Here is a 14,348-nt window from a genome sequence, read left to right as displayed (position 1 = left end):
GGTGTCACCGGCCGGGTCGCGGCGCGTTCGCGAGCGGCGCCTGCGGCACCGGACGGGCCTGCGCCGAGGGGAAGGTCTCCGTGGCGTCGACCGGGCCGCGCGGTTCCACCGTGAAACCGGCCCGCTCCAGCGCCTGGGCGCCCTCGGTGGTCACCATGGCGAGGGCGAGCCGCTCGGAGACGGTCTGCACGACGACGGCCTCGGTCTCGTTCATGGCCGTGGTCAGCTCGGACAGGTCCCGTCCGTCCGGCAGTGCGACGCGCGCCCGGAGCACGGCCCGGTTCTGCGTCGCGGCGAGGGCGAACACCGGGTGCGCCGCCGTCCGTATCCCCGCCTCGCGCGCGAAGGCGCGCTCCTGGGCGTCCTCGCCGACGAAGACGCACGCGTCGGGCGCCGTTTCGCCGGTGCTCGCGACCGCCCGGTCGAAGATGCCACGGCCGTCCTTCACGCCCCAGTGCAGCAGCGCCCCCTCGCTGAACCGGCCGGGGAACGCCGTGTGCAGCGCGGCCGCGACGCGCCGGACGTCGTCCTCGCTCGGGCCGGGGTTGGAGATGATGCCCTGGCGCACCTCGTGGAGGGCGTCGAGCACGGCCATGACGCGCGGCAGGGGCCGGAGCACCAGGGAGCCGTCTGGTCCCGTACGGACGTCCGCCAGGGTTGCCCCGATGTCGAAGAAGATCACAGGCATGTGCGGTGCCTGCCCTCGGTGAACCCTTCCGAGTCGGTCCGCCCGGGTGAAAGAGCCGCGGCGGGCCGCCCGGACACGGCGACGCCGCGGGGGCCCGGGCCGGTCGGCCCGGGCCCTCGCGGGGGTGTCGCGTGGTCGTCACACAGTGGTGGCCCGCAGGCTCGCGCCCGCCGTGACGCCCTGCGGGGAGGCGACGGCCAGGAGGTCGACGCCGACTGTCCCGAGCGGGGCTCCAGGTAGAGGCAGCCGGCACCCGCGGCGGCGAGACCGCCGGAAACCCCGCGGCCGAGCTCCCGCCGATCGAGCAGCTCCTTGCATGGCCGTGGCCGGAGTGGGTCACTGCCCCCTTGAACGATGGTGTTGAGGTGTTCGCTCTGCCGCCGCGGTTGATCCGGGCATTGGCCGACGCCACCTCCGTTGAGCTGGAGGAACTGGCAGATCGCTGGACCGCGATGCTCAGGTCCGCCGACGGGGACGAAATGACCGACGAAGATCTCCTGGCGGTCCTGCAGGCAGTGTCCCGGCTTGCGGCGTCTGCGGGGACCACGGGCGGCGGCCTCTACAGCTGGAGTTTCTGACCGTCCAGTGAACCTCTTCTTGGGCGGCGGCGTCGCCGTTTCTGGCTGGGCGAGCCGGGAAAAGGACACGGCGCTGGGAATCCAGCACACGACATGGCGTGGGAAGTCCAAGAACCGTCGAGGTCAGAGGTACGGCAGATGACACGGGTCGAGGGAACCTACACCTCTTTTCGGCGCTGGCCCACACCGGCCGGGGCGATGAAGCTGCCGCAGGTGCTGCTCGCGTCCGTTGCCGGCTGAGGCGTGGTCCGGCCTGTCGGGGCCTGCCATCGAGTTTGGAGCGGTTACGGGCTGCACCATCCTCATCGAGCCGGTCACGTTTCTCCTGATGGCGCTCGGGCGCCGGGGCCAGTGGGGTCCCCTCGCTCAGGGCCGCATCCTGGTCGGGGGCGCAAGCCCTGGCTCGCTCCGCGTTTCCCGGCTCTGTTCAAGGCGCCCTGAGCGCGACGGGCCGCGGCGGCCCGACGGTGGCCGGCTGCCTGTGGTCGTACGGGCTCGGTGGTCACCCGGGTTCGGGGGCGGTGACGGCCGGGGCGGCGCCGAGGAGGCCGAGGAGGGTCTCGCGGTGGAGGTCCGCGATCGGGCCGAGGAAGTCCGGGTGGCGCAGCAGGGGGGCCGCGCGGTGGTCGCGCGGGCTGGGGATGGTCAGCCGGCGCGCGTCGCCCACGCTGTCGGGGCCGTGGTGGGTGGCGGCCAGGCAGGCGGCGGCCAGGGCGGCGAGGTCGGCGTCGGCCAGCAGGCAGGCAGCCCAGCTGACGACGGTCTCGTCGACCTGGGTGCGCCAGGCGTGGGTGGCGTCCGTCAGCGGGGGTGCGTCGGCGCCGGTGACGAAGTCCAGCCGGCCGGAGCCGCCGGGGCCGAGAAGGTCCAGCAGTTCGGCGTCCAGCGCGGTGGGGTAGCGCAGGGCGGCGGCGATGGTGGCCGCATGGCCTGCCTGGGCTTCGGCCAGGGCCTGGTTCAGCGGGCCGGTGGCCGGGGGGAAGGCCGCCAGCAGCCAGCGTGCGGAGGCGGCGATGACGGGCGAGAGCGCGGTGGGCATGGTGGACCGTCCTGTGCGTATGCCCGCCTGTCCTGGGTGTTCCGGTGTGGGTGATTCGGTCGCGGGCACTGCGCGCCCGGGCGGGGAGGTGCGGACAACGGTACGGCGGCCTCCCCCGGGGGCGACAGGAGCTGCGTCACAGCCGGGGTCGGTGGGGCCTGGCCGGGCGCGGTCTAGCCGGGCATGTCCGCCCCTGGATGATCAACGTATCCGATGCAGCTTTGAGGTCTGCCCTCATCATTATCAGGTCGACACGGGGGGCCGGCGACGTCGATCAACCGGCTGAAATCCTCGGCTGATCGGTCGTCGACGTTCGGCACAGGTCGCGGTTGTCCGTGCCTTTCGAGCCTTCCGTCGCTGGACCGGACTCACCCCGGAGGCCGCACGCGCCGGCGGCCGTCTCGCCCGTGCATGATCGGTGTATCGATCCACATCGCCCGGACGATCACAAGGGGTGTCCGCGGAGGGTGCGGGAGCGGGCGGTCAGGCGTCGGGGTCGACTTCGGGGTGCGTGAACCGCACGGGCCTGCCCAGCGACCGGGCGTAGGCGATTTCGGCTCGGGTGCTGTCCCCGATGTAGTCGCCGACTACGAGCACCTCGTCGGCGAGCCGGATCTTCGCCCGGTGCAGATCGTCGAGTCGGGCCTTCAGCGCCTCGGCCTCGACAGGATCGGACCAGAGTTCGTGCGGCGACTTCATGTCGAGACCCGGCTTGACGACGATCTTTCCGGCTGTGGTCTCCCGGAGATCGGCCTCGGCCATCTCGGTCATGAAACGGGTGGAGCCGCAGATCACGACGATGCGCGGGAGGCTCAACTGTCTTTTGGCTTCGACGAGTTGTTCATCGGGGGTGAGCGGTTGAGGGTACGACACTGGTTCTTCCTCCTGGTGGTGCGGTCCACGGAGGCCTGCGGAGACGAGAACCTCGCGACCAGGGAAGGCGATCCGGGTAAGGCTGCCTAGTCCTGCGGTGCCAACGTGCGCACGACGTCGAACTCGTTGCCCTCCGGGTCGGCCATGACGACCCAGCTCCGGTCCGCTCCCTGGCCCACGTCCACCTTGACGGCTCCGAGACCGAGCAGTCTGGTCACCTCGTCCTCGGTGCTGACGTCGATCGGGCTGACGTCGAGGTGAAGCCGGTTCTTGACGGTCTTGCCCTCAGGCACACGGATGAACACCAGGGTGGGCGGCATCTGGCGGGCCCGGACATCCTCGACGGTCGGCTCCCAAGAGCCGATCTCGACCTTGTCCTCGCCGCGGTCGATCACCTTGAAGTCCAGGACCTCGCACCAGAAGGCCGCGAGCCTCTCCGGATCGTGGCAGTCGACCGTCAGCTCGGTGAACCTGCTCGTCATGCTTCCCCCCAGGTAGTGCGGACGGGGCTCAGCCTAGGCCGCCCGCCCGGCAGGTCCGAGATCCTTTCGGCCAGAGACTTCGAACGGGCTTGATCTGGAGGAGACCACCCAAGGGGGCGCCGACCTTGCGCTCGCCCGCGGATGCAGGGCGCCGGGAGCGCTCTACCGGCGGACCGCCGAGATCAGACCCCCGGGTCCCTCCTCGTGCTGCGGCGGTGTGCTGATCGGGCGGCCGTAGGCGGCGGCGCGGTCGCGCAGGGTGTGGCTGCCGGCCTCCCAGCCGTGCTCGGCCAGCCAGCGCACCGGGTCGTCGGGCGCCTCCGAGATCCACATGGACGCCGCCGATCCTGGCGCGGCGTCCGCGCCGAAGCGCTCGATGACGCCGCGCGAGCCCAGTGTCAGCCCCATCCGGCTGCCCGCCGCCGACTGCGAGCTGATGCGGGCCAGCAGCAACTCCACCGCGTCCTCGGGCAGATAGATCAGTAGTCCTTCGGCGATCCACACGGTCGGCGCGGCCGGGTCGTGGCCGGCGGCGGCCAGCGCGCCCGGCCAGTCCTCGCGCAGATCCACCGCGACGGTGATCCGCTCGCAGCGCGCGACGGCCCGCTCCTGGCGCAGCACCGAGGCCTTGAAGTCCAGTGGGGCGGCGGTGTCGACCTCGAACAGCCGGGTGCCCTCGGGCCAGTCCATCCGGAAGGCCCGGCTGTCCATGCCGGCGCCGAGCAGCACGACCTGCCGGATCCCGGACGCGCAGGCCTGCCGCAACAGGTCGTCGAGGAACTTCGTCCTGATGACGATGGAGAGCGACACGGCCAGCCGGCGGCGTCGCGCGGCCTCGTCATCGGGCAGCGGCGACGAGGAGGGCCACAGGCCGCCGGCGGCGGCGAAGGCCCGGGCCAGTGGGTCGCGGAACAACGCGTTCTCCCGCTCGGTCTCCAGCGCCCGAACCCTGGCCACACCCACCGCCGTTGCCCACACTCCCGACGGCCGCACGGGCCCCTGCTCATCAGTCACCGCGCCAGCCTAGGTGATCGACCACTCGGCCGCGCCGGGCCGCTGCGTTCGATTCCTGGCCCCCCGCCGGCTCGTGTTCGGCTTCTGCCGCCGTGGGTGAGAGCCTTGACCCTCACGTGGCGTCAGGCTGCACAGTCGGTGCCGTGGAAGATCACTGGACCGTAGGACGCGTGGCCGAGCTGGCCGGCGTGAGCGTCCGCACGCTGCACCACTACGACGCGATCGGGCTCGTCCGCCCTTCGGCGCGGACCGCGGCCGGGTACCGGGCCTATTCGGCGGCCGACGTGGAGCGGCTGCGGGAGGTGCTGGCCTACCGGCGGCTCGGCTTCGGGCTGCGTGAGGTCGCGGAACTGGTCGGTGACGCGTCCGCCGACGCGGTCGCGCGCCTGCGTCGGCTGCGCGGCCTGCTCCTGGAACGGCGTGATCGCGCCGATGCCATGGTGGCGGCCATCGACAGGGAACTCGAAGCACGGTCGAAGGGACTGACGGTGACACCGGAGGAGCAACTGGAGATGCTCGGTGCACGGCTGTACGACGCGATCGGCGGCGCCTACACCGCGACACGGCGTACCGAGCCGCGGATCGCCGCACAGATCTGGGACGCGCTCGGGGACGCGCGGACGGTGCTGAACGTCGGGGCGGGCACCGGCTCCTACGAGCCTGCCGACCGCGACGTGACCGCGGTGGAGCCCTCGGCGGTCATGCGCGGGCAGCGGCCCGCAGGCTCGGCGCCCTGCCTGGCCGCCGCCGCGGAGAGCCTGCCGTTCGGCGACCGGTCCTTCGACGTCGCGATGGCCGTCTCCACCGTTCACCACTGGGGTGATCCGATAGCGGGGCTGCGCGAGATGCGGCGCGTGGCCCGCCGCGTGGTGGTGCTCACCTTCGACACCGACGAACCCGGATGGCCGGACCGGTTCTGGCTCACGCGCGACTACCTGCCCGAATTCGTGGCTCTCCTCGCGGAGTTCCCCTCCCTCGCCGCGATGGCCGACGCGATCGGCGCCCGCGCCGAGCCGGTGCCCATCCCGTGGGACTGCGCCGACGGGCTGTTCGAGGCGTACTGGCGCCGACCGGCGGCGTATCTGCAGGATCACGTGCGCCGTGCCATGTCGGTGTGGACGAGGGTCGGGCCGGAGGCCGAGCAGCGGGCGGTGCGCGCCCTCGGCGACGACCTGGCCTCCGGCCGCTGGACCGACCGCAACAGCGACATCGTCGACCTCGACACGGCGGATCTCGGCCTCCGTCTGCTCGTAGCCTGACCGCGTCCCGGTTCGCTGTTATGGCTGTCTTGGCGGCTCACGTCTGTCCGGTCCGCGCTTGTCCATGGTGGTGCAACCGACCGACGGCACAACCGGTCTTCCTCTGATGAGGCCGCGGCCTCGCGGCCGGAGGAGGAGCGAGGATGCCGAGAGCGCGGTCGTTATGGACGGAGTACTGGCCCCTGGCCGTACTCCCCCTCGCCGCCGGGGCCATGGATCTGTTCCTGTGGTGGCGCGGCGAGCCGTGGAGCTGGTCGGACTGGGCGTCCAGCTTCGGTTTGGGAGCCGTCACCACGATGATCGTCGGCATGCTGCTCGCCCGGCGGCAGGGGAACATCCAGGAGGCACTCGCCGATCTCGAACTCACCGAGAAGGTCGCCTACTTGACCTTCTCCCTGTCCCAGTTGCGCGCAGCCGGCGCGCCCGAGCTCACCTACCGGGCGCTGTACGACTGCAGAGCCGGCCTGTCACTCGTGCCCCTCGCCCGGCGGCCGATGCAGGAGGAGTATCTGCGGACGGTGTCGAGAGTGCTGGAGACGATCACCGACAGGCTCAGCTCCTCCCTTCGTTCCCGTGCTCAGTGGACGCACGACGACTGGTCCGATTTCGCCTCGGTGGTCGGGACACTGCGGGAGACCGCCGTGTTCCATGCGCGGAGATCGAAGATCGTGGCTGCTCACTGGGCCGGCGGAATCGACACCAGGACGCAGGAGCTCCTGCGGATCGGGACCGATCCCGTGCCGTTCGACGTGTTCCGCGCCCACTTCACCGAGGGCGCCGACCGGATCCGCACCACCCTGGACTGGGAGGCGTTGTCGGAGATGGCCCGACGGGACGACGGAACCGTCCGGCTGTCCATGATCACCACCGAGCTCACGCCGTACCGTCCGGCCGCCCTGGAGGGCTACCACGCCCCCTGGTACCGGGACGCGTCCTGGTCCGGCGAGGTCGCGTACGACCAGCACGACGCGGTGCCGATCCGCCACACGGAGCTCGTGACGGACTTCTCCGTCCTCAAGATCGACCGGCGCCTGCGGATCGGGGCGTTGCGGGACCAGTACGCGACCCGGCTCGACGACCAGGGTGTCTCACTGATCCTCGCGACATATGCCCTGGGTCCGGACCGGTTCCTGGTACTCGACGGCAACCACCGCCTGACCGCTCTCGCGCAGCTGGTCGCCAAGGGCTGTCCGGCCCGGCTGATCGAGTTCCGGCTGACTGCTCCGGTGAGTCCCGCGATCCTGCCGGACCTGATCCACTACCGGACTGGCTGATCACCCTCGCCCGTGCCGTCGGCACGTGTGTCGCGCCCTCTTGTGTGGCGGTGCTCCCGGTCGCGCACGAGACTGGGAGGGGCCGGGCCCGGCAGGCGACGACGCGTGGCGAGACGGGGTGGCAGATGGCGAGCGGCACACCGGGGACCATGGGGGCGTGGGAGGTGGCCGAGCCCGGCCCCGTCGAGGGGACGCCGCTGCGTTTCGTCGAGAAGCCCGTGCCGGTTCCGGGCCCCGACGAACTCCTCGTGCGTGTGCGCACGTGCGGCGTGTGCAGGACCGATCTTCATGTCGTCGAGGGCGATCTGCCGCTGCACCGGCGGCATGTGACGCCGGGTCACGAGGTCGTCGGTCTGGTCGTGGCCATGGGCGAGGCGGTGAGCGGGTACGCCGTCGGGGACCGGGTCGGTGTCGCCTGGCTGCGGCGCACGGACGGCACGTGCGCGTACTGCCGGCGCGGGAACGAGAACCTCTGCCCGGACTCGCGGTACACCGGCTGGGACGCCGACGGCGGCTACGCCGAGTACACGACCGTACCGGGCGCTTTCGCCTATCCGCTGCCCGGTGAGGTGGAGGACGTCGCGTTGTCTCCGCTGCTGTGCGCGGGCATCATCGGCTACCGCGCGCTGCGCCGGGCGTCGCTGCCTTCGGGCGGGCGGCTCGGGTTGTACGGGTTCGGGGGCAGCGCCCATCTGTGCGCCCAGTTGGCGCTCGCGCAGGGCGCTGTCGTACACGTGCTGACGCGTGGCGAGGCGTCGCAGCGGCTGGCGCTCGAGCTGGGTGCCGCGTCCGCCGGCGGAGCCTACGACATGCCGCCGGAACCCCTCGACAGCGCGATCCTTTTCGCGCCGGCCGGTGAACTGGTCCCGGTCGCGCTGCGTGCCCTGGATCGCGGCGGAGTGCTGTCCGTCGCGGGCATCCATCTCACCGACACACCGCCGCTGGACTACCAGCGAGAGCTCTTCTACGAGAAGGAGTTGCGCAGCGTCACGTCCAACACCCGGGCGGACGGCCGCGAGTTCCTGGTGCTGGCCGCGCGCTACGGGGTACGCGCCACCATCCACCCGTATCCCCTGTCCCAGGCCCCGGTCGCCCTGCGGGACTTGAAGGCGGGCCGGTTCGACGGGGCAGCGGTGCTGGTCAACGACATCGGCTAGGCTGCGCGGGCCCCGTCGGATCAGCCGGAGGTGACCGGCGAAGGCGATGCGGGTGGCGCCCCTCCCCCACGCCGGACGACGCGGCGCGCGTCGTCCGGCGTGGGGGCTTTCACGGGGCGGGGGCCCTGCGGCCGGGCGTCAGCCCTGGCGGGCCTTGAAGCGGGGGTCCTTCTTGTTGATGACGAAGGTCACGCCCCTCCGGCGCACCACTTGGGCGCCGGGCCTGGCCTTCAGCGAGCGCAGGGACTTGCGCACCTTCATGAGGGCTCCTCTCGGGAGATCGAACGGGGCCCGCGGTCAGTGGCGGGCCGGGGTGGTACGGCCGTAGCGCCGCTCGAAGCGCTGCACGCGGCCCGCGGTGTCCACGACGCGCGTGTTGCCGGTGTAGAACGGGTGGCTCGCCGACGAGATCTCGACGTCGACGACCGGGTAGGTGATCCCGTCCTCCCACTCGACCGTCTGCCGGGTGTCGACGGTCGAGCGGGTGAGCAGGTGGAACCCCGACGCCCGGTCGCGGAAGACGACGGGGCGGGAGACGGGGTGGATGCCGGGCCTCATGGAGTGTCCCTCCTCGGGAACCTCCGTCGCCGGGCGACGAAGGCGGGTGTCAGCGTTCCTCGCGGAACGGGACGTGCTTGCCGATCACGGGGTCGTACTTGCGCAGGACCAGCCGGTCGGGATCGTTCAGACGGTTCTTGCGGGTCACGTGGACGGCTCCGGTACCGGCCGTCGACTTCAGCGTGACGACGAGCCGCGCCGTGCTGCGTGCCATGGGGGTCTCCTTCCGTCGTCCCACATCCCGAGTCCATGACTCGGTCATGTCAGACAGCCTGCTCAACAACACCCCCCGGCGGTCCATTCCCACCGGCCGGTCCCCTCGACGCGATCATGGTCGGGGCACCGCCCTCTCAGAGGCGGGGCTGCAGGACCTCCAGGGCGCCGGTCTCCGTGTCGTAGCTGCGCAGGGTGACGAGCCGGACCGACAGCGGTGGCGCCGGCAGCAGGTCGAGGACCCGTCTGCCGGTGAAGGCGCCGGCTCGCCGGGTGCGGCCGAGAGTGATGTGCGGGCTCCAGCGCGCGGGCTGGTGGAAAGGGTTCAGGGCCGCGGGCGGAGTGTCCGAAGCCACCGCCTCCCACACCCGCCGGTGCAGGTCGGCGAGGACGGAGTCGAGGTCCAGCGCCCACGCCAGCACCGAGGTCGGCCGTTCGAAGCGGACCACTCCGGTGAAGCGCACCGGCAGCGGCAGGGCGGCGGCCACCTCGGCGAGCTCCCAGCGGATCGGGGCGGTCAGCTCCGGGCAGGCGGCCAGGGTGAGGTGCGGACTGTTGGTCGGTGAGCGGTGGCGCGCCTGACTGGGCAGCCCCGCGTCCGCGAGCCGTCGCCAGGCCTCCCGGACCTCCAGCTCCGCCGCCTCGTCCAACAGGAGCTCGACCGTGCGCACCGCCGCAGCCTACCGGCGTGTGGGACCGTGCCGCACGGCCGGGAGGAGCGGCGGTGGGCGGCGGGCCAGGTCGCCGCGGAGAGGGGGCCGCGCGCCGGCCATCGGGCCAGTGGCGTCTATCCGCCGGATCCGCGCACCGCGCTCCGCAGGTACCGCAGGTGTTCCTCCGCGGCGGCGCGCTCCTCACGGGTGGCGCTCGGGTGCGCGGCCGGCCAGTTCTCCCAGTGGCGGATCGCGCGTTCGGCCATGTGTGCGGTGGACGGCTCGTCCGTCCCACCGGGGAGGCCGGGCCGGGGTCTGGTCGGCGTGCCGCCTTTGTGCCGCAGTCTGTGTGTCACCTGTTGCAGCAGGGCGGTGGCCCGGGCGTCCTCCGGCCAGGCGTCCAGCCAGTCGAGCGAGACGCGCACCACCTTCTCCATCGGTGTCCCGCCGTCGGCCTCCGCCGCCGGGAGGGCGGCGAGGTCACCCTGGCGGAGGAGCTCCAGGAGCAGCCCGCCGCCTTCCCGCTTGCGCACGGTGTCCGGGGAGACCATCCGGCAGCCGGCCGCGGAGACGGTGCGCCGGGCGGTCGCCGAGAGCGGGCGGGTGGTGAGCACGGTGCGCAGGAGGGCGAGCGCGGTCGAGGACAGCGGGCGGACCTCGCACCAGGCGGCACACGTCGCGAACAGGGCGTCCCTCGTCGGCTGGTCCAGTCTGTCGGCGCCCTCGAGCATCGGGCGCAGCACGGTCAGGCCGGACGGGGGGAAGCCCGCGGCGGCCAGCACCTGACCGGCGCGGGCCACGAAGCGGTTCCATTCGGGGACTATCTCGTCCCGGTGCGCGAGGAGGCGCTTGGTGAGGCGGTGCTGCGCGTCGGTGGCGAGGAGTTCGGCGGAAAGCAGCTCGATGACGCGCCCGGCCAGCCTGCTGCGTTCGGCCGGTCCTGCCAGGGGGCTGTTGAGGGCGCCGGACAGGAGACGGAAGGCGCTGGTCTGTCTGGGGTGGGCGTCGATCCAGTCGAGGGTCGCGGTCATGACGTCCTGGAACTGCCGCTCGGTGAGGTCCTGGCGGGAGACGAGCACGGTCAGCGGAAAGCTGGTGTGCTCGCTTCGGGGATGGCGCCGGAGGTAGCCGAAGGTGGCCTCCAGTACGGCCTCCCTGTCCTGGGCCGGAAGCGAGTTCTTGGCCAGGAGCGGTGGCAGCAGCGCCCGTGCCGCGGTGGGGACCGGGGATCGCCGCAACAGCTCCAGTGCCTGCCCGGCGAGGCGGGGCAGCTCCTCGTCGTCGCCGTCGAAGAGCCGGGTCCGGAGCAGCGCGCCGAGGAGACTGATCTTGTTGCGGGGTTCCGCGCCGGGCTCGCGCAACCAGGACACCGCGTGGGTCGCGAGCTCCGCGCACTCGTCGTCGGTGAGCATCGCCTCGGCGCGGGTGGCGGGCTTGCGGACCTTGGTGAGCAGCGGAGCGAGCACGCGCCAGGCGTCGGGATGGGTCGCCCGCGTCTCCAGCCAGTTCAGGGCGCACTGCGCGGCACGGGGGGCGTCGTCGCGGCCGGGCAGCTCGCGGCGCAGGAGCTCCCCCAGTACGTAGGCGGCCTCGGGGAGCAGCCCGAGGTTGCCGTCCTCCAGCCAGGCGAGGGCGTCCTTCACCGTCTGCTTGAAGACCGGGTGGGGCAGGTCCCGGCGCAGCCGGTGCCGTTTGAGCAGCGGCTCCAGGGAGTAGCTGGCGTTGCCGCGGGCGCGGGGAATCACGGTGTCGAGCAGGTACTGCGCCGTGGTGGCGAGTCGCCGGCCGGTGAGTTCGGGCCGGAGCACCAACTGGGGTGCGAAGTAGCCCGCTTCGGTTCTGGTGGGATGGCGCCGGAGCCAGGTGAGGGCCCAGTCGATCACCTGCGCGACGCGCGGGTCGCCCTCGCTCAGGGCCAGCCCCTTGGCGCTGTCGAGCAGCCGGTCGTAGACGCGCGAGGCCTCGGGGCGGTCCCAGTTGCGGGTGAGGTACTCGTACATGCCGTCGACGGTCCACTCGGTGAAGGCCGGGTCCGCGTCGGCGGCGGGGACCGCGTGGTGGAAGACGTAGGCCGCTTCCGGCAGGACGGCGTTCTTGTCGATCCAGCCCATGAGGTACGCCATGCTGTGCGAGGCGTCGAGGTGGGACCGCACGGCCACCAGGGCGTGCCGGGCGGCGGAGTCACGGTAGTGGGCGCGGAGCCAGGGCTCGACCATCTGCTGCGGGTACCGCTGGGCGAGGTGCCGCCAGGGGCGGCCGCGCAGCAGGGTGAGCAGGGCGCGGCCCCGCGGGTCCGCGGCGATGAGCTCGCCGGCCCGGGCGGTCCGTGTTCCGTCCGCCTCCCCGAACCACTGGGCGACGGCTTCGGCGAGCAAGTCGCTGCGGGACTCCCCCAGTGCGTCGTGGAGCCGGCTGACGGACCTCAGGACGTTGCCGAAGAGTTGCGGACGAGCGAGGCCGGTGTCCAGCACCGTGCCCAAGGCTTCGTGGCGTACGGTCTCCTCGTCGCCCATGAGGACGGCGCGCGCCAGCAGTTGGTCGGTGAAGAGGCCGTGCACCATGTGCACTTCGCCGCCGCGCTCCTCCAGCAGTCCGCGCAGGCGCAGTCCGTTGACGCACTTCTCCGCCGTGTCCTCGCCGAGGACGCCGGCCAGTTCGCGGGAGGCGCAGGGGGTGGCGGCCGCGACCCTGGCGGAGTCCATCAGCAGGGGGGAGGGCGGCGGCTCGTCCTCCCACTGGTCGGCCGCGGTCCGGACGCCGGGTCCGGCGAGGCCTTCCGCGTCCAGCACGTCGCCCATCCACACGGTGACCCGGCGCGCGTCGAGGGGGACGGCGCGGCGCAGGTCCTGGCCGCGGGAGGCCTGCAGTCCGCGCAGGTGGGCGAGGTGGAGCGCGATCGCCGGCGGGCCGCCGCAGAGCCGCATGGTCCGCCGCTCCCCGATCTGGCGTACCGCCGGGCCGGCCAGGGCGCGTACCGCGGCGCGGCGGACGCCGGCGTAGTAGGCCGAGTCGTCGGGTGCCTCGATCCGCTGGAAGAACGGCTTGAGGCGCGTCTGGTGCAGACGCCAGGCCGTCGTCCGGGCGGCGACCATCACGGCCAGCTCGACGTTCTTGTCGTCGGCGGCCCAGCAGAGCCGGTCCGCGACACGGCGGCTGAGTTCCGAGAGCGACGCGACGTCCTCCACGACGAGCAGGATGCGCCGGGCGAGGGGGTGCACGCACGACCAGGCGGCGTCCAGCGGGACGTCGTCGAGGTGGACGACCAGCCAGCCCTCCCGGTCGGCGAGCCGGGCCGTCTCCAGGCAGATCCGGCTCTTGCCGGTGCCCGCCGGGCCGGTGAGCACGACGCCGAGCGGCGCCTGGACGTCGCCGGCGAACTCGCCGAGCTTCCTGAGGACGTTCTTGGGGGCCGCGGGGTGACCGGGTTCGGGGTCGACGAAGGGCAGCGCGTGCCGGGTGAACACCGACTCGTTGCCGGCCAGGGCCGCCATGTGCTGATGGTGGAGGACCAGGCGGCCTCCGGTGGTGTTCCAGCCGTCCGGCGGGGCCAGGCGCGGTTCGGGGTGGACGCCTTCCTCGTCCAACAACTCGCGCCACCGGGTGTCGTCGATGGCGGCCAGGTCGGTGACGTCGTGTGCGCTGACGCCCATCGCGGGCACGTGCTCGCGGAAGACCCCGACGAGCAGTCCGCTGTCCCGGGTGACGACGGCCGCTCCCGACATGCCCCGCCACGGGCTGTCGCCGCCGGCATAGGGGTCCGGGGTGCTGTCGAGCTCCAGGCGCAGGGTCTTGGGGCGCCCCCTGGCCGCGGTGACGACCCGGCACCGCACGTGCTGCCTGCCGCGGTAGTGATCTCCGGTGAGGTCGTCGACGACGAGGGCGTGGACGGGGTAGCCGAGCGCGTCGGCGGTCACCCGGCCGGCTGTGGTGCCGTCCACCCGGCCCAGGTGCACGGGCGTCACCGTGGTGTCCGGCGTCGGCTCCAACCGCAGTAACGCGACGTCGACTTCGGGGTCCTCCCACACGCGCTCGGCAGCGGACCACTCAACGTCGTCGCCGAGACTCACCAGGACGTCGCCGTCGCCCTCGACGACGTGGGCGGCGGTCAGCACCAGCCGGTGGGAGATGTGGTACCCGGTGCCCAGGGCGTAGTTCCCCTGACGGGTGTCGTGGACGGCCACCCGCGCGACGCGGGAGGGCTCGACGGCGGCCTGGGAGGCCTGCCCGCCCGTCATCGCGGCAGCTGGGTCAGCCGGTCCTTGGTCTGCACCGGGGTGCCCGCGGTGGTGCGGGCGTCGAGCTGGATCCGCAGGGTTTGCACCGCGCTGTCGCTGTGCGAGCGCTTGCCGCCCGCGGAGATGACGTGGACCTTGATGCCGCCGTTCAGGTCGCTGCTGCGGGTGAGGGTGGTCTGCAGCTCGAGTTCCAGCGAGGTGACGCCCAGGCGCACCGGACCGCCCTCGTGCTCGGCTTCCGCCATGGCCTCGGCCAACTCGCGGCGAATGGCGCCCAGAGCGGCCGACAGGCCGATCTCCTGGAACTCCTCCGAAGAACTCACTG

General features: G+C 72.5%; 15 protein-coding genes and 1 pseudogene. 5 read left to right on the top strand and 11 right to left on the bottom strand.

Translation table 11 applies throughout. The features are described from left to right. Window positions 1-4: 4 nt before the first annotated feature. Window positions 5-688, bottom strand: coding sequence for an HAD family hydrolase (locus ACZ7JA_RS28900; protein ID WP_470811282.1), 684 nt, complete (start codon window positions 686-688; stop codon window positions 5-7). 347 nt (window positions 689-1,035) lie between these two features. On the opposite strand from ACZ7JA_RS28900, the gene ACZ7JA_RS28895 reads away from it, so the two are divergent. Next, entirely contained in the window at window positions 1,036-1,266 is a 231-nt protein-coding gene (locus ACZ7JA_RS28895; RefSeq protein WP_470811280.1) for a hypothetical protein, read from the top strand. A 292-nt stretch (window positions 1,267-1,558) separates the two neighbouring features. Further along, window positions 1,559-1,707 (top strand): annotated as a pseudogene (locus ACZ7JA_RS28890) (maleylpyruvate isomerase family mycothiol-dependent enzyme); the annotation flags it as partial. Window positions 1,708-1,768: 61 nt separating this feature from the next. Here ACZ7JA_RS28890 and ACZ7JA_RS28885 read toward each other — a convergent pair. From ACZ7JA_RS28885 to ACZ7JA_RS28870, 4 genes are all read right to left on the bottom strand, one after another. Beyond that, a complete protein-coding gene (locus ACZ7JA_RS28885; RefSeq protein WP_020937384.1) occupies window positions 1,769-2,305 on the bottom strand; it encodes a hypothetical protein in 537 nt (178 codons plus the stop codon). A 483-nt stretch (window positions 2,306-2,788) separates the two neighbouring features. Next, a complete protein-coding gene (locus tag ACZ7JA_RS28880; protein WP_470811278.1) occupies window positions 2,789-3,178 on the bottom strand; it encodes a hypothetical protein in 390 nt (129 codons plus the stop codon). Between the two features lie 86 nt (window positions 3,179-3,264). Further along, a complete protein-coding gene (locus tag ACZ7JA_RS28875) occupies window positions 3,265-3,660 on the bottom strand; it encodes a VOC family protein (protein WP_351672971.1) in 396 nt (131 codons plus the stop codon). A gap of 162 nt (window positions 3,661-3,822) precedes the next feature. Continuing rightward, entirely contained in the window at window positions 3,823-4,638 is an 816-nt protein-coding gene (locus tag ACZ7JA_RS28870) for a class I SAM-dependent methyltransferase (protein ID WP_470811356.1), read from the bottom strand. Window positions 4,639-4,817: 179 nt separating this feature from the next. Here ACZ7JA_RS28870 and ACZ7JA_RS28865 point away from each other — a divergent pair, with 179 nt between their 5' ends. The 3 genes from ACZ7JA_RS28865 (at window position 4,818) to ACZ7JA_RS28855 (ending at window position 8,364) form a co-directional block, all read left to right on the top strand. Beyond that, window positions 4,818-5,933 carry a MerR family transcriptional regulator gene (locus ACZ7JA_RS28865; protein ID WP_470811276.1) on the top strand — a complete coding sequence of 372 codons (1,116 nt, stop codon included), beginning with the start codon at window positions 4,818-4,820 and terminating at the stop codon, window positions 5,931-5,933. Window positions 5,934-6,145: 212 nt separating this feature from the next. Further along, window positions 6,146-7,207: a ParB N-terminal domain-containing protein gene (locus ACZ7JA_RS28860; RefSeq protein ID WP_450751230.1), complete on the top strand. Its 1,062-nt coding sequence runs from the start codon at window positions 6,146-6,148 to the stop codon at window positions 7,205-7,207. 149 nt (window positions 7,208-7,356) lie between these two features. Then, a complete protein-coding gene (locus ACZ7JA_RS28855; protein WP_470811274.1) occupies window positions 7,357-8,364 on the top strand; it encodes a zinc-binding alcohol dehydrogenase family protein in 1,008 nt (335 codons plus the stop codon). A gap of 138 nt (window positions 8,365-8,502) precedes the next feature. On the opposite strand, the gene ykgO is transcribed toward ACZ7JA_RS28855, so the two are convergent. From ykgO to ACZ7JA_RS28825, 6 genes are all read right to left on the bottom strand, one after another. Then, window positions 8,503-8,625, bottom strand: coding sequence for a type B 50S ribosomal protein L36 (gene ykgO / locus ACZ7JA_RS28850; RefSeq protein WP_026084623.1), 123 nt, complete (start codon window positions 8,623-8,625; stop codon window positions 8,503-8,505). Window positions 8,626-8,661: 36 nt separating this feature from the next. Beyond that, window positions 8,662-8,922 (bottom strand): type B 50S ribosomal protein L31, encoded by a 261-nt coding sequence (locus ACZ7JA_RS28845; RefSeq protein WP_389298777.1) that lies wholly within the window; start codon window positions 8,920-8,922, stop codon window positions 8,662-8,664. Between the two features lie 49 nt (window positions 8,923-8,971). Then, a complete protein-coding gene (gene rpmG, locus ACZ7JA_RS28840; protein WP_351672961.1) occupies window positions 8,972-9,136 on the bottom strand; it encodes a 50S ribosomal protein L33 in 165 nt (54 codons plus the stop codon). 136 nt (window positions 9,137-9,272) lie between these two features. Next, complete coding sequence (locus ACZ7JA_RS28835; RefSeq protein WP_389298773.1) at window positions 9,273-9,806, bottom strand: 2'-5' RNA ligase family protein; 534 nt, start codon at window positions 9,804-9,806, stop codon at window positions 9,273-9,275. A 116-nt stretch (window positions 9,807-9,922) separates the two neighbouring features. Further along, window positions 9,923-14,023, bottom strand: a complete 4,101-nt coding sequence (locus ACZ7JA_RS28830; protein WP_470811271.1) for a trypsin-like peptidase domain-containing protein — start codon at window positions 14,021-14,023, stop codon at window positions 9,923-9,925. Continuing rightward, window positions 14,020-14,346, bottom strand: a complete 327-nt coding sequence (locus tag ACZ7JA_RS28825; protein ID WP_351672955.1) for a trypco2 family protein — start codon at window positions 14,344-14,346, stop codon at window positions 14,020-14,022. The genes ACZ7JA_RS28830 and ACZ7JA_RS28825 overlap by 4 nt, the downstream gene beginning before the upstream one ends. Between the last annotated feature and the right edge of the window lie 2 nt (window positions 14,347-14,348).

The organism is Streptomyces sp. NPDC038135 (assembly GCF_055601245.1).
This window is presented reverse-complemented; position numbering and strand designations above follow the sequence as displayed.